Source organism: Paenibacillus sp. CF384 (genome assembly GCF_900106745.1).
GTDB lineage: Bacteria > Bacillota > Bacilli > Paenibacillales > Paenibacillaceae > Paenibacillus_Z.
Map to the genome: position 1 here is coordinate 47,254 of NZ_FNNV01000024.1, position 18,797 is coordinate 66,050.

Below are 18,797 nucleotides of genomic sequence, written 5' to 3' on the forward strand. Positions count from 1 at the left end.
TCTTACTTCTTGTCGTTTGTTGCTTTATCGTCTGTCGCTTTGTCCGCGTTGTCTGTTTTCGAATCATTTGTCTTCGAATCATCCGTCTTGGAGTCATCTGCAGCAGGCGTTTCCGCTTTAGGCAGATCGATCTTCGTAATCAGCTTCGGAAGCTCGTCCGTCATGAATTTATTCAGGTTAGCCGAAGCGACAGCTTGCTTCAGCTGCGTCTTGTCTTCTGCGGTTAATTTATCGAATGCCGTAGCTTCGCGTTTCTCAACCTTCATGACATGGTAACCGAATTGGGATTTAACCGGATCGCCGACTTTGCCGATTTCTTGCTTGTTGGCCGCGTCTTTGAATTCCGCAACCCAGCCTTTTGCTTGCTGAGCTTCGTACAGACCGCCGTTTTCTTTGGAGCCTGTATCGTCGGAGTACTTCTTCGCAAGCTCTTTCCAGTCGCCGCCGGCATCCAGCTTCGCTTTTACTTCTTTTGCGATTTTTAGCGCTTCTTCGTCTTTACGCTTCTCTTGGCCTGTTGCAGGATCTACAGTGCCGATGAGAATGTGACGAACGCTGATTACGTTATAATCGGCTTTTGTCGTTTCAAATTCTTTCTTCACTTGATCGTCGGTGACTTTCTTCTCTTGCTCCTTCATAATCGTAGAGATCATGGAGTAGAAGTATTTAATATCGTCTTCAGTCAAACCAGCGTCATCGGCTTTCTTCTTGATTTCCGGTGTACCGTCGATTTGCTGCTTCATTTGCGTGTAGAAATTGTCGACTTCTTTCTTCGTTGCATCGTCTTGCTTCACGTCGCCTAGACGCTTGTACAACACTTTGTAGCCGATATATTCACGCAGAAATTGTTCCTGCAGCTGTGGAATGCTGAGGTACATCTCTGTTTGAGGCTGTACGATGCCAAAGAATGTCGAGTACTTCTTAAATTCCTTATCCGTTACCGTGCCGTCTGTATACGTAGCGATCGTCTTGCCTTCGCCCGTACCCGGAGCCGCGCCCTCCTCTTTCTTCTTGCCGCAGCCTGCTGCCAATACAACAACCAGCACAGCAGCCAGTGCGAGCAGAGTCGCTTTTCTCCAATAGTTAGTGCGTAACATTCTGTAGTTCCCCTTTCGATTGAATGGTGTCTTTATAGTGCATCAAAAAACGTTCCAGCAGCTCAAGCTTCTGCTCTACCGACAATCCTTTGCCCCTTAATTGCATAAGCGGATAAGGCTCTTGTCCGGCAGAACGCTTGAATCGGTTTTCCAGCTGCAGGCATAACATGTCAACCTTCTTCGTGTCGAACCGCTGCTTCTCACGCTCCGCGAAGCGCAAGGCGATATCCTCGCCTTTTCCGCCGATTTGCTCAATGCCGCAGATCGCGCCGTACACCTTCAAACGAGCTACAGAAAGCAGGTTGTCGACCGCTTGAGGCAGATCGCCAAACCGGTCAATCAACTCCTCGCGCAAATCTTCCACTTCCTCAAAGGTGCGAACCGAGGCCACTTTCTTATAAATCTCTATCTTCTGTATGCTATCGTAAATATAGGAAGACGGCAAGTAGGCATCGATGCTCATATCTATGATCGTGCTGACTTCTTTCACAGGCTCCTCGACTTCGCCGCCGCCCATGTCTGCTTTGCGCTTCTTAATCTCATCGGCCAGCATTTGCGAATACAGATCAAAGCCAACAGACGCAATGAACCCATGCTGCTCCGCACCAAGCAGGTTTCCCGCTCCGCGGATCGACAGGTCGCGCATCGCAATCTTGAATCCGGAGCCGAGCTCCGTAAATTCTTTGATTGACTGCAGCCGCTTCTCGGCTACTTCAGTCAGCACCTTATCACGTTGGTAGGTGAAGTATGCATAAGCGATCCGGTTGGAACGTCCCACCCTGCCGCGCAGCTGATACAGCTGGGAAAGCCCCATCTTGTCCGCGTCGTGGACGATAAGCGTATTGACGTTCGGAATATCGACGCCTGTCTCAATGATGCTGGTGCTGACAAGCACGTCGGATTCCCCGTCCAGGAAGTCCAGAATCGTCTTCTCCAGCTCCTGCTCCGACATTTGGCCATGACCGACCGCCACCCGTGCATCCGGCACAAGCGCATGGATTTGCTCCGCCATCTGGTGGATTCCCTGTACGCGATTATATAGATAGTACACTTGGCCGCCGCGCGCAAGCTCCCGCTCGATGGACTCCCGAACAAGCGAAGGACTGTATTCCACCACGTAGGTTTGAACCGGGAACCGATTCTCCGGCGGCGTCTCAATGACGGACAAGTCCCGCACACCGAGCATCGACATATGAAGCGTGCGCGGAATCGGCGTTGCCGTCAGCGTCAGCACGTCGACGTTTGTTTTGAGCCGCTTCAGCTTCTCTTTATGCGACACGCCGAAACGCTGCTCCTCATCCACGATAAGCAGTCCCAGGTCTTTGAAAATAATATCCTGCGAAAGCAGACGGTGCGTGCCGATGACCACATCGACCGTGCCCGCCTTCAGCCCTTTCATCGTGGCCGTTTGATCCTTCTTCGAACGGAAACGGCTTAGTACCTGCACATTGAAAGGGAATCCCGAGAAACGCTCGCGGAAGGTTTCATAGTGCTGCTGCGCCAGAATCGTCGTAGGTACCAGAATGGCGACCTGCTTGCCTTCGATGGCAGACTTAAAGGCAGCCCTAACCGCTACCTCGGTTTTGCCGTAGCCGACATCGCCGCAGAGCAAACGATCCATCGGACGAGCGGTCTGCATATCCTTCTTGATTTCTTTAATCGCCCGCAGCTGGTCGACGGTCTCGTCATAGGGGAACATCGCCTCGAAATCTTGCTGATACGAGGTGTCAGCACCGAATGCAAAACCGGTCGTAGCCTGACGGTCGGCATACAGCTTAATGAGCTCATCGGCAATGTCTTTAACCGACGATTGCGCCTTGCTCTTCACCCGCGTCCATTCGCTGCCACCGAGTTTATAGACCTTCGGCTCTTTCTCTTCGGAGCCGACATATTTCTGAATCAGGTCAATCTGTTCAATCGGTACGGACAGCTTGTCGCCGCCTGCGTACAAAATATGCATGTAGTCCTTATGGATACCGGCAATTTCAAGCGTACCGATCCCCATGTACTTGCCAATCCCATGATTCTGATGGACGACGTAATCGCCGACCTTCAGCTCCGTATAGCTCTTAATCCGCTCAGCATTGTCCATCTTCTTATCGAGGCGGCGCGCCTTGCGCTGCTTCTGCGAGAACATCTCGCCTTCGGTGATTACGATCAGATGAATCGAAGGCAGCTCGAAGCCCGTTTGCAGATTGCCTTCCATGATGACAGGCGGTTCAATGCCGTAGTCATGCAGCACCCGGCGCATGCGGTCCATCCGCTCTGCGTTTCCGGCCAGCATCATAACCGTGGCGCCTGTCTTGCGCCAACGTTCCATCTCCGCTTTCAGCACGTTCATTTGACCGTGGAAGTTCTGCATGGAGCGGCACACTACATTCAAAATATTTTGCGGCTGCGTATGCGGAATTTGCCTTAAGAAAAGGGAGAGAAACAGCGTCGGGAACGGACGATGGAAGAGCACGTCGTCAGAAGGACGCGCAAGGGCAAGCGAAGGCAGCGCTTTGCCGTTCGTTAAGAGATGCAGCGCCCACTCCGATTCATCCCGCTCCAGTTGGCGACCGGTTTCAATCAGCCTTGTCGGCTCGTCATAAATCAGCAGCGTATCCTTAGGTACATAATCAAATAACGTATGCCGCTCCGGATAGAGCAGCGAAATATATTTATAGATTTCCGGAAAATACACATGCTCCCGCAGCTTCTCAAGCTCCGAACCGATCTCCGAACGCAGACGATCCTTCGCTGTGCGGTCTGTCATCTTGAGCAGCTGCTGCTCCAGCAGCTCTGCGGCATGCTGAGCCGCATTCTCAAACCTTCTCGCATCGGCCAGAATTTCCTGACATGGCGGTACGGTATACGCCTCCATCTTCTCTATGGAGCGCTGATCGGTTTGATCAAAGGAACGAATCGAATCGATCTCGTCGTCGAACCATTCCACCCGGTATGGATGGGCTGAAGTAAGCGGGAAGAAGTCGACGATTCCGCCCCTCACACTCATTTCGCCTTTGCCTTCTACCTTATCGACGCGCACAAAGCCAAGCTCTACCATTTGGCGTAAGAACGCTTCCAACGATAGTGTCTCGCCTACGCGCAGCTCGATGCGAGCATCTGCCATCACGCTGCTTATCGGCAGGAAACGGCGAACGCCGGAGAACGGCACGACAACAATCCCGCGAAACCCTTGCGACAGTCGGATAAGCACATCCATCCGTTGCGCCAGCGTTTCCGGGCTCGATATTGCTGCTTCTGCAGCGACTAATTCATTGGCGGGATACAGCAGGACTTCGTTCTCGGACAGGCACTCCACCAGATCCTCCGCGATCTTCTGCGCGGCGAACATATTGTGAGTGACCACCAGCATCGGTCTGTCAAACTCATGTTTCAGAGCGGCGATCATGACCTGCCTCGAAGAACCGGCGAGCCCGGATACCAGCTGCTCCTGCATCCCTTTCTTGATTCCGGATACGATAGATTGAAAATCCGTATCCGCAGCGTAAGCTTCCAGTAATGCTTTCAACGTTAGCGGCACCTCGTTTCTTTCCACACCAGACCATCTATAAGAACCGGCACCAGCCGTCCTCTAGCAAAGGTACTATTCACATTTTGCATTCGAGATCACTACAAAAAGAAGCCTCAGCCGTACGCCAAGGCTCTTCATTCATTTCCAGCAGCCCGCTTATTGCAGCGGGTTCGAAACAAGCAGCAGCTCAGGGTTACTGTCGATCGCCTCGCGGCAATAGTCGCAAACCACGTTAACCGTAACGTCGCCGTTCGGATTATACGCTATTATATCGCTGCGCTCTTCGGGGGTCAAGAAATGGAAACCGAGCTGTGTTTCTGAAATTTGGGCGTTGTCGATCGACCCGATCTGCGATTTGCAATGCCGGCAAATATAATTTACAGCCATATGTATGCCTCCTGAGTAATCGTTATACCCTCAGTATGCCCGCATCGGCTGAAATTTAACGGTTATATTTGGCCATCGTCCGTTCAAAGGTATTCGTCAGCGCGAACTCGGCCGCATCGCAGCTCTCTTCCACCATCACCTTAAGCAGATCCTGCTCGCTCTTCGGGAAATTCGAGAGTACATAGTCCGAAATGCTCATGCCCGGCTGCGGACGAGAGATGCCGATTCTAATCCGGTCGAACGTCTGGGTCCCCGTGTGCTGAATAATGGACTTAATCCCGTTGTGCCCACCGGCGCTGCCTTGATAACGCAGACGGATTTTGCCCGTTTCCGTATCCATATCATCGTAAACGATGATGGCATCTTCCAAATTCGCTTTAAAATAATCCATGAAGCCTCTTACCGTTTCACCGGATAAATTCATAAAGGTCATCGGTTTAATGAGTGCAACTTTCGTTCCCGCCACATTGCCTTCGCCAATAAGTCCCTTGCATTTGCTCTGCGTAACGCTAATCCCCCAACGCTTAGCCAGCGCATCGATGACCATAAAGCCCACATTATGCCGCGTCCCTTGATACGCGGTGCCGGGGTTGCCTAATCCGACTATCCATTTCATGCTGAAACCTCAACTCCTGCTACACCCAAATTTCTTTTTTCTTGATGCAACGAATCTTCGCCTTCGATTGTCATACATATAGATTCGGCAGAAAAGCCGAACTTCGTTCATAAAGGAGCGTATCTTTCGATGTATGTAAACGGCCAGCCTATCTTCGACGATTATCAGTTCCAGGATCACCATGAGCATCAAGTTCCTGTCCAGGTCTATTGGGGCCAAGAACATCATGATATTGGCTACGTCGAATATTTCAGCCCTTCGTACATCAAGATGAATAATATTTTCTACAGCCGCAAGCAGTTTACCTTTGTTTCCAGACCCGGCTATTGAAAAAAAGTAAAGGGCTGCCTCTTACCCGCAGCCCTTATCGTACGTTTATTCAAACTTAGCCGCATGCATCTCCGCTTCATGTGCACGCTGCTCCGCTTCCTTCGTTTCTACCGCCGCATCCTCTGCTTCTTCCGCCGTCAGATCTTTCTGAGGAGTCAGAATCGTGACAATGACTTGGTCAGCGTCCAGCTTGGTCGTTACACCGGATGGAAGCTTCAAGTCACTGACTAGCAGGTTCTCCCCAATACCTAATGAGGACACATCCACCTCAATGACCTCCGGTATACGATCCGGTAAACAATGCACCTCAAGCTCATGCAGCATCGCCTGCAGAATTCCGCCTTCTCGCACCCCGGTAGAATCGCCGACCATCTCCAGCCGAACCGGCGTTTTGATGGTTTCATTCATGTTCACCTGATGGAAATCAATATGGAGCAGCTCGCGCGTCAGCGGCTCGCGCTGCACTTGCGTCAGCATGACCGGCTGCTTGCCTTCTCCCGGAATATCAAGTTCAAGCAAGGCATGCGGATGGGAGCGCAGCAAATGCGCCAGCTCCTTCTCATTGACCGAGATCGAAATCGATTTGGTTAGCTTCGTGCCGTATACGACGCCGGGTATGTTGCCCTGCTGTCTCATTTGTCTCAATTGGCCTTGCGTGGCTGTCGTCCGTGCTTCTGCTCGAAATGGTATCGCCATAGTCGGAAACCTCCTGAGAGTGTAGTGATTTCCATATATTCATACCCATTCCGGCCCGGAAATAAACGAACAACTTCTCACAATCAGCCTTTCGCCTTGCTATCCTTCTTCGCTTTGGCGCGTCCGCGCAGCTTCTCGGCATAACCCGGTTTGTTGACCTGGCGCTCGCGAGCGATCGCGACATCATTGTCTGGCACGTCCTGCGTAATGGTAGATCCTGCAACGACATAAGCACCGTCACCGATCTTAACAGGCGCGATTAAATTCACGTTGCTGCCTACGAAAGCACGGTCGCCGATTTCGGTCAGCGACTTGTTATAGCCGTCATAATTAACGGTAATCGCGCCGCAGCCGATGTTCACGTCTTTGCCTACTTTCGCGTCGCCGACATAGCTCAGATGGGAAACCTTCGTGCCTTCGCCTAACTCAGCGTTCTTGATCTCGACGAAATCGCCGATTTTGCAGCCCGCACCAAGCTTAGCGCCCGGACGCAGGTAGGCATATGGTCCCACTGCACAATCGTCGCCAATAACGGACTCCACAGCGTTGGAATGCTTCACCGTCACACCGTTTCCGATCTCCGTATCCGTAATATCCGCATGAGGACCAATCACGCAATCTTCTCCGATGACAGTACGACCGCGCAATACGGTGCCTGGGTAAACAATCGTGTCCGAGCCGATAACCACATCTGCTTCGATGTAGGTCGCAGCAGGATCAATAATCGTCACGCCGTTAATTTGATGCTTCCGGTTAATTCGAGCACGCATGAGCGCCTCCGCTTCACCTAGGCCGACACGATCGTTTACGCCAATGCCCTCGGCATAATCCGGCGTGCAATACGCGCCTACTGTCTCGCCTGCCTTTTTCAATATTTCCATCACGTCGGTGAGGTAGAACTCCCCTTGTGCATTGTTGTTCGTTACCTTCTTCAGCGCCTGGAACAGCTTCTTATTGTCAAAGCAATACATGCCTGTGTTGATCTCAGTTATCGCCGCCTGCTCAGGCGTGCAGTCCTTCTGCTCCACGATCCGAAGAACATTGCCGGCCTCATCGCGGATGATACGTCCAAGTCCTTGCGGATTAGGCACAATTGCCGTCAGCACGGTCGCTGCCGATTCTGTCTTCGTATGAAGCGCAAGCAGCGCTGCAATCGTTTCTGAAGTCACCAGAGGCGTATCTCCGTACAGAATGACCGTCGTACCCGCTTCCTCGCCAAGCAGCGGTTCTGCTTGCTGTACGGCATGGCCAGTACCCAGCTGCTGCTCCTGCAGCACAAACTCCACGCCATCCCCCAGATACGTGCGGACCGTTTCCGCGCCATGACCCAGCACGACGACTGTGCGCTCACAAGCCGCATCTTGTACCGTCTGCAGCACATGAGCCACCATCGGCTTGCCACATACCGGATGCAACACTTTATATAGTTTGGACTTCATTCGTTTCCCTTGTCCTGCCGCCAACACAATTGCCATTACTTTGTTCAAAGGATGTCCCTCCCAGCTTCTATATCCCTATGTTATTCAAAATATAAACCATAGACACAGCTTATATTTCTCCGAAATGAACCTCGCCGGCATAGCCGCAGCCGATTCACCTTGCTTAAATGCTCTACTGAATATAGCGTATCTGTACGCAAAAGAAAAGAGAGCCCGGTTGGGCTCTCTTTGCTAGACGTCTTGATACCTTGATTTAGGCGCCCTCTTCGATTGCTACATCTTCTTCCGTCGCTGCACGTTCGTATTCTGCTAGGACGGCAGCTTGGATTTTCTCCCGTGTCGTCGAAGAAATAGGGTGTGCGATATCGCGGAATTCTCCATCAGGAGTACGCTTGCTTGGCATTGCCACAAACATTCCATTGTTACCGTCTATCACGCGAATATCGTGAACGACAAATTCATTGTCAATGGTAATTGAGGCGATTGCCTTCATCCGGCCTTCGGAATTAACTCGGCGGAGTCTAACATCGGTAATTTGCATCTGTGTTCACCACCTTTGCCTATCAAGGACTTGGTGTATACTTCCACGTTTCAATGCGAATTCCTTCATGATTCTGGAAAATAACTGTATTGTTTGAAAATATTTTTTTAAACGGAATATTATCCGTTTCTATTCGACTTCAATCGCCACGATCAGCTCAATTTCGACAAGCACGTCTTTTGGCAGGCGCGCAACCTCAACGGTAGAGCGGGCTGGCTTATGATCGCCGAAGTAGGATGCATAAATGGTATTGAGCGCTGCGAACTGATTCATATCTTTGATGAACACCGTCGCCTTCGCTACGTCAGCGAATGTTGCTCCCGCTTCAGCTAGGACAGCCTGCAGATTGCGGAATACTTGATGCGTCTGCTCTTCGATTCCACCTTCAACAAGAACGCCTTCCGCTGTCAGCGGAATTTGACCGGAGGTAAACAGCAGGTTGCCCAGCTTAATTGCCTGGGAATAAGGTCCGATTGCAGCTGGCGCTTGCGTAGTCGCTACGATTTGTGGTTGTGCTTTCATGATCAAGTAATCCTCCTCGGTTGGTTGCTACACAGAAGTTCGTGACGTGAAATAGTTTCCTGGTACAACAGTTGTGTGTTTCGTCTTCATATCTACAGCCGTCAGCTTCGCTAACGACACATAATCCTCTAGCAGTCGATCCTCGGTTTCCAATTCCCCGGATTCCACGAATACGCCGACACCGGCTACCTTTGCGTTAAATTCGAACAGCAAATCCATCATGCCTTGAATTGTTCCGCCGGCCTTCATAAAATCATCAATGATTAATACGCGTGCATGTTCCTTCAATGCACGACGTGCAAGTGACATCGTCTGAATGCGTTTATTGGAGCCCGATACGTAATTGATGCTCACAGCAGAGCCTTCCGTCACTTTGTTGTCGCGACGCACAATGACAACAGGCAGATTCATGCAAGCTGCCGTTGCATAAGCAAGAGGGATCCCTTTCGTCTCGACCGTCATGATGACATCGATATCCGAAGCTGCGAATGCGGTTGCAAACATTCGTCCAACATCTGCGAGCAGTCCCGGCTGTCCCAGCATATCCGTCATGTACAAGTAGCCTCCGGCAAGAACCCGCTCCGGTTGCTCCAATTGACGACAAATGCCGTTCATGATGCCAAGTGCCTCGGCCTGACCCATCTTCGGCGTATATTTCACGCCTCCTGCGGCCCCTGCCAACGTATGCAGCTCACCGAGCCCTTCTTCTTCGAATACCTCTTTAATAATCGCCAAATCCTCACTAATAGATGACTTGGCAGATTGGTAGCGATCAGCGAATGCTGTCAGAGAAATTAACGTATGGGGGCGTGTAAGTAAGTACTGCGTCATTTCTACTAACCTTGCACTCCGTTTTAACTTCTTCAACGTGTACTCCCCCCAGCCAAATCCGAATATTATAATGACATAATACCATTTTCATACGGATTTAATCAAGACACACGTAGGCTTCATGTCAGCATTCTTACCACATAGACTTCTTTGCAAAATCCGCGGAGTCCATTATAGATGCGCGAAACCTTCGCTTCCTTGCTTACAAGGCCAAAAACCGTCGGTCCGCTGCCTGACATTAACACGCCATCTGCGCCCAGACGCTGCATGATTTCCTTTAGCTGCAGCACCTCGGGGTGAAGCTGAAGCGTTACCGATTCCAGGACGTTGCCCAGATACGTGCAGACGCCGCCGAATGAGCCGCTTGAGATCGCGGACAGCATGTCCGCTGTTGAAGGATGCTGCTTCAGCTCAGAAGCGCGAAGCTTCCCGTATACGTCTGCCGTGGAAACGTTAATCGGCGGCTTGGCCAGAATGACCCAGCATTGCGGCGGGTTGCTGATTCGCTCCAGCTTCTCTCCGCGGCCGCGTGCGATTGCGGTACCGCCGGTTACACAGAACGGTACATCGGAGCCAAGCTCCGCACCGAGCGTACACAGCTCTTCTTCGGAGATGCCGAGCCCCCACAGCCGATTGAGCCCGCGCAGCGTAGCGGCTGCATCACTGCTTCCGCCGGCAAGCCCTGCGGCAACCGGTATCTTCTTATCCAGATGAATATAGACGCCTTTGCGGACATTGTAGCGATCCTTGATCAGTCTTGCCGCCTGAAAGGCCAAATTCTTCTCATCAAGCGGAATATACCCCGCCTGACTCGAGATAATGATAGTGTCCCGCGGAAGCTCTTCCATCTCAAGCCGATCCGCTAAATCCACCATGGTCATAATCATTTCAACTTCGTGGAATCCATCCTCACGCTTACGCATGACGTCCAGCAGCAAATTGATTTTTGCCGGCGCTTTCTCATAAATCTTCATATGTAGGCTCACCCGTCCGTTATCGTTAAACTTCACATATTATAACAAAAGGTCATAAGAAAAGCTAAGATGCTTTAAGCAGTCTGTGGGCCTGCTTGGCACCTTAGCTTGAAATAACCCCTTAGTGTGGTTGATAGTGGGACGTTTGCTGCTGCGAGGCCTGCATGGCTTGATGCATATAAGCCGGAACCGTACCAGATGCCTGCTGGCGCTGTGGCGCATAATTGGGCTGCGCTTGCGGCTGCACGAATGGACTGCGGTCAGGCTGCGGCCTATAGGTAGTTTGTGCCGACTGATACGTTTGCTGATAGGGCTGTGACTGTGACTGTGCCTGCTGTGCAGCATACTGCTTCGCTGCGGCCTGCTCAGCGATTTGAATCGCTCGCTTCACCATATTGCCGGCATCCTTTGCTTTAATGCCTCCCCAGCCTTCCTTCTGCACCGTATCATAGAAGCCAAGATCCTTCGCCAGCTCTTTCTTCAGCTCTTCACTCATCGTACCGCGGCGTCTGCGTGACATAAACACTCTCCTCCTTTGAAACGGGTAGTACCGTTAGTATGGTTGTTTTTGACGTTCTCATACGGACAATGGGTAACGTGGTTCTAGGTACAAAAAAAGTGCAGATCCTGCTTACGCTGCTCTGGCCGCGTCCGCAAATCTGCACATGTTCGATTCTTATTTATCTCATTGTATATACGTAATGCGTACTTGACCATCATCACTGTCCACCGTAACTTCAACGGACTCCGTTAATATATCGGCGTAGCTGTAAGAGACGCGCTTAAACGCATGCTGCTCCTGGTCGAGCCTGACAATAAATACAGAAGGGTAGATTTCTTCTAACACACCGGTCCGTTCAATCGTCTTTCGACGACCACCGTTAGCACGAAGACGGATTTTGGAGCCGACATGGGTTTCCAAACTGCGTTTGATTTCCAATAGCGCATTTTTTGCCATTGTGCACTACCACCTCTTTCCTTGTCCATTATAACCAAAAGGAGGTGGTTTGTCAAAAAATTATAATTATAACAGTGGAGTCACTTTGGTGTCAATATAAAAAAGGGTACTTTTTTCTCCGGTACGTATATTTTAGCCCGAAGCAGCCATATTATACAGTTGGCTTTATTCCGGTCAGCGTTTTAGGCTTAGGCAAACCAACCCGGAACTTCCCTAATGTTTCAATACCCCCGACTCCATCTATTCCGCTGATTGTCCCGTGAATGACATCCGATAAATTGATCGTCTCCCGTATTGAGGTGTAGCTGGCTTTGATGGCCACGTACACCGGATCCAGCGCATGGATGAGTACCCGGCCCGGAGAACTGGCGAAGTTCGATCCATTCTGCAGCAGCGCTTCGTAATGGGATTGGCATGCGCCGGCTACAACGATTAAGCTGTCTTTGCTTTTCTCATACTGACGCGCTATTCGTACAGCATTAACGAAATTTTGCGAGTTTTTGTAGCTGGCCAAGTTTTGCAGATCGTCCTGGTTCCGAGTCTTCAGCACGCCGTCATGGCCGGTAATCACGACTATATCCGGCTTGATCTGCGGGAGCAGTCGGTACACCACATCGGCCATTTGGGATTCATGCACGTATACCCCGTGAGCAGGAACGCGCATTTGCGTATACAGCTGCATGCTTTTTCTCATATAGTTGCTGTCCCCGTCCAAATGAAGGACTTTTCCGGGCACCTCAAAGAACGGCTGGGATTGGCTTTGCGCGCGCTGCAGTTCACGTTCAATTATCTGCTGCTCGCGTTGTTCCTGCATCCTTAGCGTGGACTCACTGGCCTTAATGCGTGCCTGCCTCGCTGCGCCGGACGATTCCGGATCGCTCATAACGGACAAATCGACAATTGGCGCGTCTGCAAGCAGACGATAGTCGGTGCCCTTCAGGATGGCTGTATGTTCTTCTAGAATTGTCGCAACACGAAAAAGGACGTCCCCGCCATAGGATTTGCGGACGACCAGGTCCCCTTGCTTCATGGGCAAATCACCTCTTCGTCTATCCTATGGGGAGACGCCCCTGATGGTGCGCTCACTTTTATTTTTTCGTCTAGCTGCTGTGTAAGTCCGCAGCCAGGAGTGCACGGCTCAATGCGGCAAACTCCTCCAGCGACAGTGTCTCCCCACGCCGGGACGGATCAATGCCGATGCCCTCAAGCAGCGGTCCGAGCTTCTCTCGATTCACTTTGCCTACATAAGCGGTCAAATTGTTCGCAATGGTCTTGCGGCGCTGCGCGAAACAAGCTTGTACCGTTTGGAAGAAATGCGCTTCGTTCTCGACTTCAACAGCCGGCTTGTCCCGCAGCGAAAGCTTAATAACCGCGGAATCGACATTCGGCTGCGGAATGAATACGGTGTGCGGAACGATGCATACAAGCTCAGGCACGCAATAGTACTGCACAGCAACGCTAAGACTGCCGTACTCCTTGCCACCAGGCTTGGCGGCCATCCGCTGCGCGACTTCCTTCTGGATCATGACGACGATATGCTCAAGCGGCAGCTTCTCTTCCAGCAGCTTCATCAGAATCGGTGTCGTTACGTAATAAGGCAGGTTCGCAACGACGCTCACGCCTGAGAGCCCGGCAAACTGCTCCTTCAGCAGCTGAGCGAGGTCGAGCTTCAGTACGTCGCCATGCACGACGTGCACATTCGGCGTATCCGCCAATACATCCTTAAGAATCGGAATAAGCCGATTGTCGATCTCCACTGCGGCTACGCGCCCTGCAGTGTCTGCCAGCTTCTGCGTCAATGCGCCGATACCCGGCCCGATCTCAAGCGCGCCTTTCGTCTCATCCAGCTCAGCGGCACTGACAATGTTGCGCAAAATATTTTGATCGATCAGAAAGTTCTGACCGAGACTCTTCTTAAAGGTGAAACCGTATCTGGCAATAATGTCTTTCGTGCGCTTCGGTGAAGCAACATCGACACCTGCCTTCATTCCCTCTGCCATCATTGATCTCCTTCGCTCGCCTGCTCCATCGTAGTTAGAGCCCGCATAAATTCCTCGCGCGTAATGCGAAACATCGAACAGCGCTTATAGAACTGCTTGCCATTCGCATAGCCGATTCCGAGCAGATTGCCCATCTTCAGCCGTCTATCCGAAGCTTGCGGATGTACGAGCAGACCTGCTTGCATTAAATCTTCCATCGTGACCTCAGCAAGCCCGGCAGTATCAGACGTCGCTTCCGTCCGCAAATTAGCGAGTGCTCGCTTAATGGCTTCCGGTGATGCGTTCTCGACGCCTATGTCTCCTTTGTAAAGCGCCTCCTCCTGAGGGAGAAAAGCATGCTTGCAGCCCGGCACACGCTGCGCTACGATCTTGCGGATTCGCTCGCCTGCATGATCTGGGTCGGTGAAAATAATAACGCCTCTGCGCTCCTGCGCCAGCATGACTCGGCGAATTACCGCTTCGCCAATCGCTGACCCTCCGGTTTCGATGGTTTCTGCTTCAACGGCGCGTTTGATGGCGACAGTATCGTCTTTACCTTCTACTACAATGATTTCTTTAATCATGGGACTCCATTCCTTCCCTTCATTACAACATGCAAAAAGAAGAGGCATCGCCTCTTCTTATGATGGCATATTTACGCGCGAAATACGATACGCATGTTCATACCGAGGAATACGGGTTACACTGCTGTTGGTTTCTTCGGACCCAGCACATACACCGTATAGCCCCGCTTCCGCCCGAATTTATCGGCATACGACTCGCTGTCAAAGTAAACATCAATCTTGTTGCCTTTGACTGCACTGCCCGTATCCTCAGCTCGGCGGAAACCGATTCCTTCGATATACACCCACCAGCCGATCGGAATGACTTTCGGGTCGACCGCAATGGTACGACCTTCCTGAACGCGTGCTCCCGATGCGGTAATGCCGTACTGTGGATGGTTCTTACCTTTACCCGTCGAAGCCAAGCCGGCAGAATAAGCCGTAAGGGTTACGTTCTTAATGACTTTCTTGGCACTGAAAGTAACGCCTCGCTTCGTCATGGTAGATACGCTTGGCGAATTCGCCCGCAGCATCGTTACCTTCGGCTCAGGTTTCTTCGTCCCGACCGACACAATCTGATCGACAGAAGGTGACTTGGTCAACTTCTCGACTAAGGTCTGCGAGACTAGAACACCGTCTTCGAAAGTCTTTTCATAACGTTTAACGACCGTGCCTTGTTTTCCCGTTTGGACAAGCTGTTCTTTCCCCAGCGCTAGCTTGGGATCATCCTTCTTCACAGTGGAGAAGGGAACGGGGTGGGTACTCTCCGAGATCTTTGTGTCAATCCGAGTGATTGCAATAATCATATTCGGTTTGAGTGGCTGCGATAACGAAGGTACTACCTTATCTTGACTGCGTATCGATATATGAGCCTGATCGATCGCCGCCTGTACGGTTCTTTCTGTCGTGTACAACGTTCTTGCTTTGCCGTCAGCTTTTACAATAAGAGGCACCGCTTGATTAATAACAATGCGGTCACCGTCTTTAATACCGCCATCCAGCGGCATCGACACTTTATCATAAGTGCCAACTGCAATAGCTTGTTCATCCAGTAGGCGTTGAAGGACCCATTGCTTCGTAGAGACAATGGTTTCTCGTCCATTCACTACTACGGACACGCGCTTGTCAGCCGTTCCGTACAACAACACCAGAAACATGAAAGTCATAGCGATTGAGATCATGGCGCTTAGTACAATTAAACGCATGTTCTCATGCTTCCATCGCAATGCGAAAGACATGCTGGATGATCGTTTCCCATGGGTGTCCTTAAGCTGGAGTGCTCCCATTTCTTCGGTCCTCCTTACATAGCCCCGCCGCCTTTGTTACGCATGATTACATAGACGCGACTATAGAGATTTTCTTTCCAAATTCAGCCCCGGACCACTTCCATAATACAGCTTTTGTCGTCAGTTTATGCTTCTTTCAAACAAAAAGAAGCCCGACGACAGAGGATCTGTTTCGTGGCTTCCCATTAGACAATGGTAGCATGGAATTGCATGCACGAGGTTGATCTCTCTTATTGACGCTTACGAGGTTAGCTGTCGGATTCGGGCGTGAGAGTCGCCCTATTCGCTAATGGCACGTTCGAACAATTGCTGTTGTGCCGGTCGCAAAATTCACCCCAAGAAGAATTTCATGTCTATCGCTGTCTGCCTTGTACAAAACAGTGTCGCCCTTTAGTCGACGAACACGTTTTAAGGCGAAGAAAAGAACAAGCTGTTTCTCCGTGATACAAACAGTTTCAACAATTGGTTCCCCCGCTCTCCGAATTCCGGAGATTAAGCGTATTATTGGAAAAGGAATACAAGTTTTGTTGCTCTGAAATGAATCATACCGTCTACCGCGCCACATTGTAAAGAACTGATTAATGACGATTTTAACGAATTTCAAGGAAAAATAGGCGAAAAGTAAGCAATTTCTTCAATCAAAATCAGTTTTATCACGAGAATAGTCCCAAATCCTTGCTTTCAAACCCGTTTTCATCAGATTCCAAAACATTTCCTTGCATTTTCCGTGGTTATTTCGCCGACTTCCTCCACACTTTTACCCGTTATCTCCGAGATCGTGTTTGCTACAAGACGGACGAATGCAGACTCATTTCGTTTCCCGCGATGGGGGTGAGGAGCCAAATATGGAGCATCCGTTTCGATCAAAATTCGGTCTAGAGGCACTTGTGAAAGCACTTCCTTTGGCACCCTTGCATTGGTGAATGTAAGCGGTCCACCGAACGAAATATAGAAGTTCATATCGAGACATTGTTTCGCCGTTTCCCAGCTGCCGGAGAAGCAGTGCATGACCCCGCCAACGTCCTTGGCATCCTCTTCTCGAAGCAAACGAACGACATCCTCGTGAGCATCCCGGTTATGAATAACGATTGGCATCCGTTTCTGCTTGGCTAATTGGATTTGTTCGCGGAATACGCGCTGCTGAACATCTTTAGGCGACGTATCCCAGTGGTAATCAAGACCGATTTCGCCGATCGCCACAACCTTCGGATGGTCACAAAGCGATGCAATCCAATCGAGATCCTCAGGAAGCATATCAATGCTGTCAACCGGATGCCAGCCTACAGCCGCATAGATAAATGAATACTGCTCGGCAAGCGCCATCGTAGTTGGGATGGTTTCACGGTTAAAGCCGATATTGATGAGCTTATGTACGCCGGCAGCCTGCGCTCTTTCGATAACTTCTGCCCGGTCTTCGTCGAATTTAGGCGAGTCTAAATGCGTATGCGTGTCGATTAACATGATGGTCTTTGGAACCCCTTTCTACATTAAAGCAAATAATTCGCGGAGTTTCGCAGGCAGCCGGTGGGCTGATTCGCGAAGCGGTTCCTCCGGGTAATATAGATGGTACTTGCCTTGATGGATACCGGTAATGGATCGAATGATATCCGAGCGGCTTGAAATTTCCGACAGTCGTTCATCACTGCTCAGCAGCAGAATCGGAGGTTTTTCTTCCTTGCCCGCAGCCGTTGTTGAACCGGGACGATAAACATCGTAGGGCATGTCGTAAGGAAAGTCAATTTCTAGGTGATAGTCCGGATGAAGACCGATTTCTCGCAACTGCTCACGAATTTCCTGCCACAGCTTCTCATCAGGGTGATCCATCGTCACATATTTGTACAGCTTGCGGTTGAGAAACCTACGGCATAGGTCCGATAACACGGGATCAGGCTCATGGACCCATTGTGCGAAAGCCGTTTGAACAAGCGCTTCATCCAGATCCAAATACCCTTCAATGTCCATTGTGCCCGCAAGCAGCATTTGTATAGGCTTCATTAATGTATGAAATTTGTATTCACTCCCGAAGAGCTCCTTCGCCCTTCGAAAAATTTGCCTTAATATGATTTCTGAGCTTCGCGTGACCGGGTGAAAATACACCTGCCAGTACATTTGATAACGAGACATGAGATAGTCCTCGACGGCATGCATGCCGCTTTCCTTCACCACGATCCTGCCTTGATGAGGCCGCAGCACTCGCAATATACGCTCCAAATCAAAGGTGCCGTAATTCACGCCTGTAAAATATGCATCCCTAAGCAGGTAATCCATGCGATCGGCATCCATCTGACTTGAGACCAGACTAACCACAATCGGCTGATGATAGGTTTTGCATATAACAGCGGCAATGCGCTCCGGATAGCTTGAATCAAATTCGCGTAAGACTTCATTAATTTCCGTATTTCCAAGCAAAATGCGGCACGTCCACTCTTCATGGTGGCTGTCGAATACATCTTCTATGGAATGAGAGAATGGGCCATGTCCAATGTCATGAAGCAAAGCCGCACACAGCGCAACGAGCTTCTCTTCCTTTGGCCAATCGGTATAACCGCCGCGCTCAAACTGAGATATGATTTTGCGAGTAATTTCGTAGACGCCCAGGGAATGCGAGAACCGACTGTGTTCTGCACCATGAAAGGTCAAATAGGATGTGCCAAGCTGGCGTATACGACGCAGCCGCTGAAATTCCCGCGTATTAATGAGCTGCCAGATCAGTTGATCCTGAACGTAAATATATTTATGTACAGGGTCCTTAAATACTTTCTCTTCCGCGAGTTTATCCTCTCGATGAGCAGCACTCATGTCGAATCACGCTCCTTAAAGTTCAATCATTCGACACAAATGTCGAACTAATGTCGAATAATGTCGCAATATCATTTCCAACCGGACTTCGTTTGCAGTACTATATATATATTGAACAAATGCCTATTTACAACGGTAATCGGTTATTATTGGACACAATTACCGCTAAAACCAGGTTGACTATTATGGGAAACGTTGGTATTATAAAGGCATTATATGATAGAATTTTGTCGAATGATGACGAGTTAATCCATTGCGA

At 50.4% G+C, this 18,797-nt stretch carries 18 protein-coding genes, 1 pseudogene and 1 riboswitch; of the genes and pseudogenes, 1 reads left to right on the forward strand and 18 read right to left on the reverse strand.

The genetic code is table 11. From position 1 onward, the window contains the following. Positions 1–2: 2 nt before the first annotated feature. The 4 genes from BLW29_RS27950 to pth all read right to left on the reverse strand — a co-directional run bounded on the left by BLW29_RS27950 (position 3) and on the right by pth (position 5,620). On the reverse strand, positions 3–1,097 hold the full coding sequence (locus BLW29_RS27950; protein WP_090985901.1) for a peptidylprolyl isomerase: 1,095 nt from the start codon (positions 1,095–1,097) through the stop codon (positions 3–5). Next, positions 1,084–4,614, reverse strand: coding sequence for a transcription-repair coupling factor (gene mfd, locus BLW29_RS27955; RefSeq protein ID WP_090985903.1), 3,531 nt, complete (start codon positions 4,612–4,614; stop codon positions 1,084–1,086). Before mfd ends, BLW29_RS27950 begins: the two co-directional genes overlap by 14 nt. A 159-nt stretch (positions 4,615–4,773) precedes the next feature. Then, complete coding sequence (locus tag BLW29_RS27960) at positions 4,774–5,004, reverse strand: anti-sigma-F factor Fin (protein ID WP_090985905.1); 231 nt, start codon at positions 5,002–5,004, stop codon at positions 4,774–4,776. Positions 5,005–5,059: 55 nt separating this feature from the next. Then, the gene (gene pth, locus BLW29_RS27965) at positions 5,060–5,620 is read right to left on the reverse strand and encodes an aminoacyl-tRNA hydrolase (RefSeq protein WP_090985907.1); all 561 of its coding nucleotides are present in this window, start codon (positions 5,618–5,620) and stop codon (positions 5,060–5,062) included. A gap of 129 nt (positions 5,621–5,749) precedes the next feature. Between pth and BLW29_RS27970 the strand changes: the two genes are divergently transcribed. After that, positions 5,750–5,950, forward strand: a complete 201-nt coding sequence (locus BLW29_RS27970; protein ID WP_090985909.1) for a hypothetical protein — start codon at positions 5,750–5,752, stop codon at positions 5,948–5,950. A 45-nt stretch (positions 5,951–5,995) separates the two neighbouring features. Here BLW29_RS27970 and BLW29_RS27975 read toward each other — a convergent pair whose 3' ends face one another. From BLW29_RS27975 to BLW29_RS28040, 14 genes and pseudogenes are all read right to left on the reverse strand, one after another. After that, entirely contained in the window at positions 5,996–6,646 is a 651-nt protein-coding gene (locus BLW29_RS27975) for a 50S ribosomal protein L25 (protein ID WP_090985911.1), read from the reverse strand. Between the two features lie 83 nt (positions 6,647–6,729). Beyond that, positions 6,730–8,121, reverse strand: coding sequence for a bifunctional UDP-N-acetylglucosamine diphosphorylase/glucosamine-1-phosphate N-acetyltransferase GlmU (glmU, locus tag BLW29_RS27980; protein WP_090985961.1), 1,392 nt, complete (start codon positions 8,119–8,121; stop codon positions 6,730–6,732). 217 nt (positions 8,122–8,338) lie between these two features. Next, positions 8,339–8,626 carry a septation regulator SpoVG gene (gene spoVG / locus BLW29_RS27985; protein ID WP_090985913.1) on the reverse strand — a complete coding sequence of 96 codons (288 nt, stop codon included), beginning with the start codon at positions 8,624–8,626 and terminating at the stop codon, positions 8,339–8,341. 129 nt (positions 8,627–8,755) lie between these two features. Further along, the gene (locus tag BLW29_RS27990; protein ID WP_090985915.1) at positions 8,756–9,148 is read right to left on the reverse strand and encodes a RidA family protein; all 393 of its coding nucleotides are present in this window, start codon (positions 9,146–9,148) and stop codon (positions 8,756–8,758) included. A gap of 27 nt (positions 9,149–9,175) precedes the next feature. Next, on the reverse strand, positions 9,176–10,015 hold the full coding sequence (purR, locus tag BLW29_RS27995; protein WP_090985917.1) for a pur operon repressor: 840 nt from the start codon (positions 10,013–10,015) through the stop codon (positions 9,176–9,178). 83 nt (positions 10,016–10,098) lie between these two features. After that, positions 10,099–10,953 carry a 4-(cytidine 5'-diphospho)-2-C-methyl-D-erythritol kinase gene (gene ispE / locus BLW29_RS28000; protein WP_090985919.1) on the reverse strand — a complete coding sequence of 285 codons (855 nt, stop codon included), beginning with the start codon at positions 10,951–10,953 and terminating at the stop codon, positions 10,099–10,101. Positions 10,954–11,299: 346 nt separating this feature from the next. Beyond that, positions 11,300–11,473 (reverse strand): annotated as a pseudogene (locus tag BLW29_RS28005) (small, acid-soluble spore protein, alpha/beta type); the annotation flags it as partial. Between the two features lie 165 nt (positions 11,474–11,638). Beyond that, entirely contained in the window at positions 11,639–11,911 is a 273-nt protein-coding gene (veg, locus tag BLW29_RS28010; protein ID WP_090985921.1) for a biofilm formation stimulator Veg, read from the reverse strand. Between the two features lie 151 nt (positions 11,912–12,062). Next, entirely contained in the window at positions 12,063–12,941 is an 879-nt protein-coding gene (gene yabG, locus BLW29_RS28015; RefSeq protein ID WP_090985923.1) for a sporulation peptidase YabG, read from the reverse strand. Between the two features lie 70 nt (positions 12,942–13,011). Further along, a complete protein-coding gene (gene rsmA / locus BLW29_RS28020; protein WP_090985925.1) occupies positions 13,012–13,914 on the reverse strand; it encodes a 16S rRNA (adenine(1518)-N(6)/adenine(1519)-N(6))-dimethyltransferase RsmA in 903 nt (300 codons plus the stop codon). Continuing rightward, positions 13,911–14,474: a ribonuclease M5 gene (gene rnmV, locus BLW29_RS28025; protein WP_090985927.1), complete on the reverse strand. Its 564-nt coding sequence runs from the start codon at positions 14,472–14,474 to the stop codon at positions 13,911–13,913. Before rnmV ends, rsmA begins: the two co-directional genes overlap by 4 nt. Before the next feature lie 116 nt (positions 14,475–14,590). Continuing rightward, positions 14,591–15,739 carry a 3D domain-containing protein gene (locus tag BLW29_RS28030; RefSeq protein WP_090985929.1) on the reverse strand — a complete coding sequence of 383 codons (1,149 nt, stop codon included), beginning with the start codon at positions 15,737–15,739 and terminating at the stop codon, positions 14,591–14,593. A gap of 222 nt (positions 15,740–15,961) precedes the next feature. Further along, positions 15,962–16,248: riboswitch (cyclic di-AMP (ydaO/yuaA leader) on the reverse strand. Between the two features lie 187 nt (positions 16,249–16,435). Further along, the gene (locus BLW29_RS28035) at positions 16,436–17,200 is read right to left on the reverse strand and encodes a TatD family hydrolase (protein WP_090985932.1); all 765 of its coding nucleotides are present in this window, start codon (positions 17,198–17,200) and stop codon (positions 16,436–16,438) included. Between the two features lie 21 nt (positions 17,201–17,221). Next, positions 17,222–18,538, reverse strand: a complete 1,317-nt coding sequence (locus tag BLW29_RS28040) for an HD domain-containing protein (protein WP_090985934.1) — start codon at positions 18,536–18,538, stop codon at positions 17,222–17,224. Positions 18,539–18,797: the final 259 nt, after the last annotated feature.

What these genes read in the sequence shown, in the direction of transcription:
- rnmV (WP_090985927.1), bottom strand. Translation starts at nt 14,474, where the DNA reads ATGATTAAAGAAATCATTGTAGTAGAAGGTAAAGACGATACTGTCGCC.
- rsmA (WP_090985925.1), bottom strand. Translation starts at nt 13,914, where the DNA reads ATGATGGCAGAGGGAATGAAGGCAGGTGTCGATGTTGCTTCACCGAAG.
- BLW29_RS27975 (WP_090985911.1), bottom strand. Translation starts at nt 6,646, where the DNA reads ATGGCGATACCATTTCGAGCAGAAGCACGGACGACAGCCACGCAAGGC.
- yabG (WP_090985923.1), bottom strand. Translation starts at nt 12,941, where the DNA reads ATGAAGCAAGGGGACCTGGTCGTCCGCAAATCCTATGGCGGGGACGTC.
- BLW29_RS28040 (WP_090985934.1), bottom strand. Translation starts at nt 18,538, where the DNA reads ATGAGTGCTGCTCATCGAGAGGATAAACTCGCGGAAGAGAAAGTATTT.
- ispE (WP_090985919.1), bottom strand. Translation starts at nt 10,953, where the DNA reads ATGAAGATTTATGAGAAAGCGCCGGCAAAAATCAATTTGCTGCTGGAC.
- veg (WP_090985921.1), bottom strand. Translation starts at nt 11,911, where the DNA reads ATGGCAAAAAATGCGCTATTGGAAATCAAACGCAGTTTGGAAACCCAT.
- BLW29_RS27960 (WP_090985905.1), bottom strand. Translation starts at nt 5,004, where the DNA reads ATGGCTGTAAATTATATTTGCCGGCATTGCAAATCGCAGATCGGGTCG.
- BLW29_RS27950 (WP_090985901.1), bottom strand. Translation starts at nt 1,097, where the DNA reads ATGTTACGCACTAACTATTGGAGAAAAGCGACTCTGCTCGCACTGGCT.
- BLW29_RS27990 (WP_090985915.1), bottom strand. Translation starts at nt 9,148, where the DNA reads ATGAAAGCACAACCACAAATCGTAGCGACTACGCAAGCGCCAGCTGCA.
- spoVG (WP_090985913.1), bottom strand. Translation starts at nt 8,626, where the DNA reads ATGCAAATTACCGATGTTAGACTCCGCCGAGTTAATTCCGAAGGCCGG.
- BLW29_RS28030 (WP_090985929.1), bottom strand. Translation starts at nt 15,739, where the DNA reads ATGGGAGCACTCCAGCTTAAGGACACCCATGGGAAACGATCATCCAGC.
- glmU (WP_090985961.1), bottom strand. Translation starts at nt 8,121, where the DNA reads ATGGCAATTGTGTTGGCGGCAGGACAAGGGAAACGAATGAAGTCCAAA.
- pth (WP_090985907.1), bottom strand. Translation starts at nt 5,620, where the DNA reads ATGAAATGGATAGTCGGATTAGGCAACCCCGGCACCGCGTATCAAGGG.
- BLW29_RS28035 (WP_090985932.1), bottom strand. Translation starts at nt 17,200, where the DNA reads ATGTTAATCGACACGCATACGCATTTAGACTCGCCTAAATTCGACGAA.
- BLW29_RS27970 (WP_090985909.1), top strand. Translation starts at nt 5,750, where the DNA reads ATGTATGTAAACGGCCAGCCTATCTTCGACGATTATCAGTTCCAGGAT.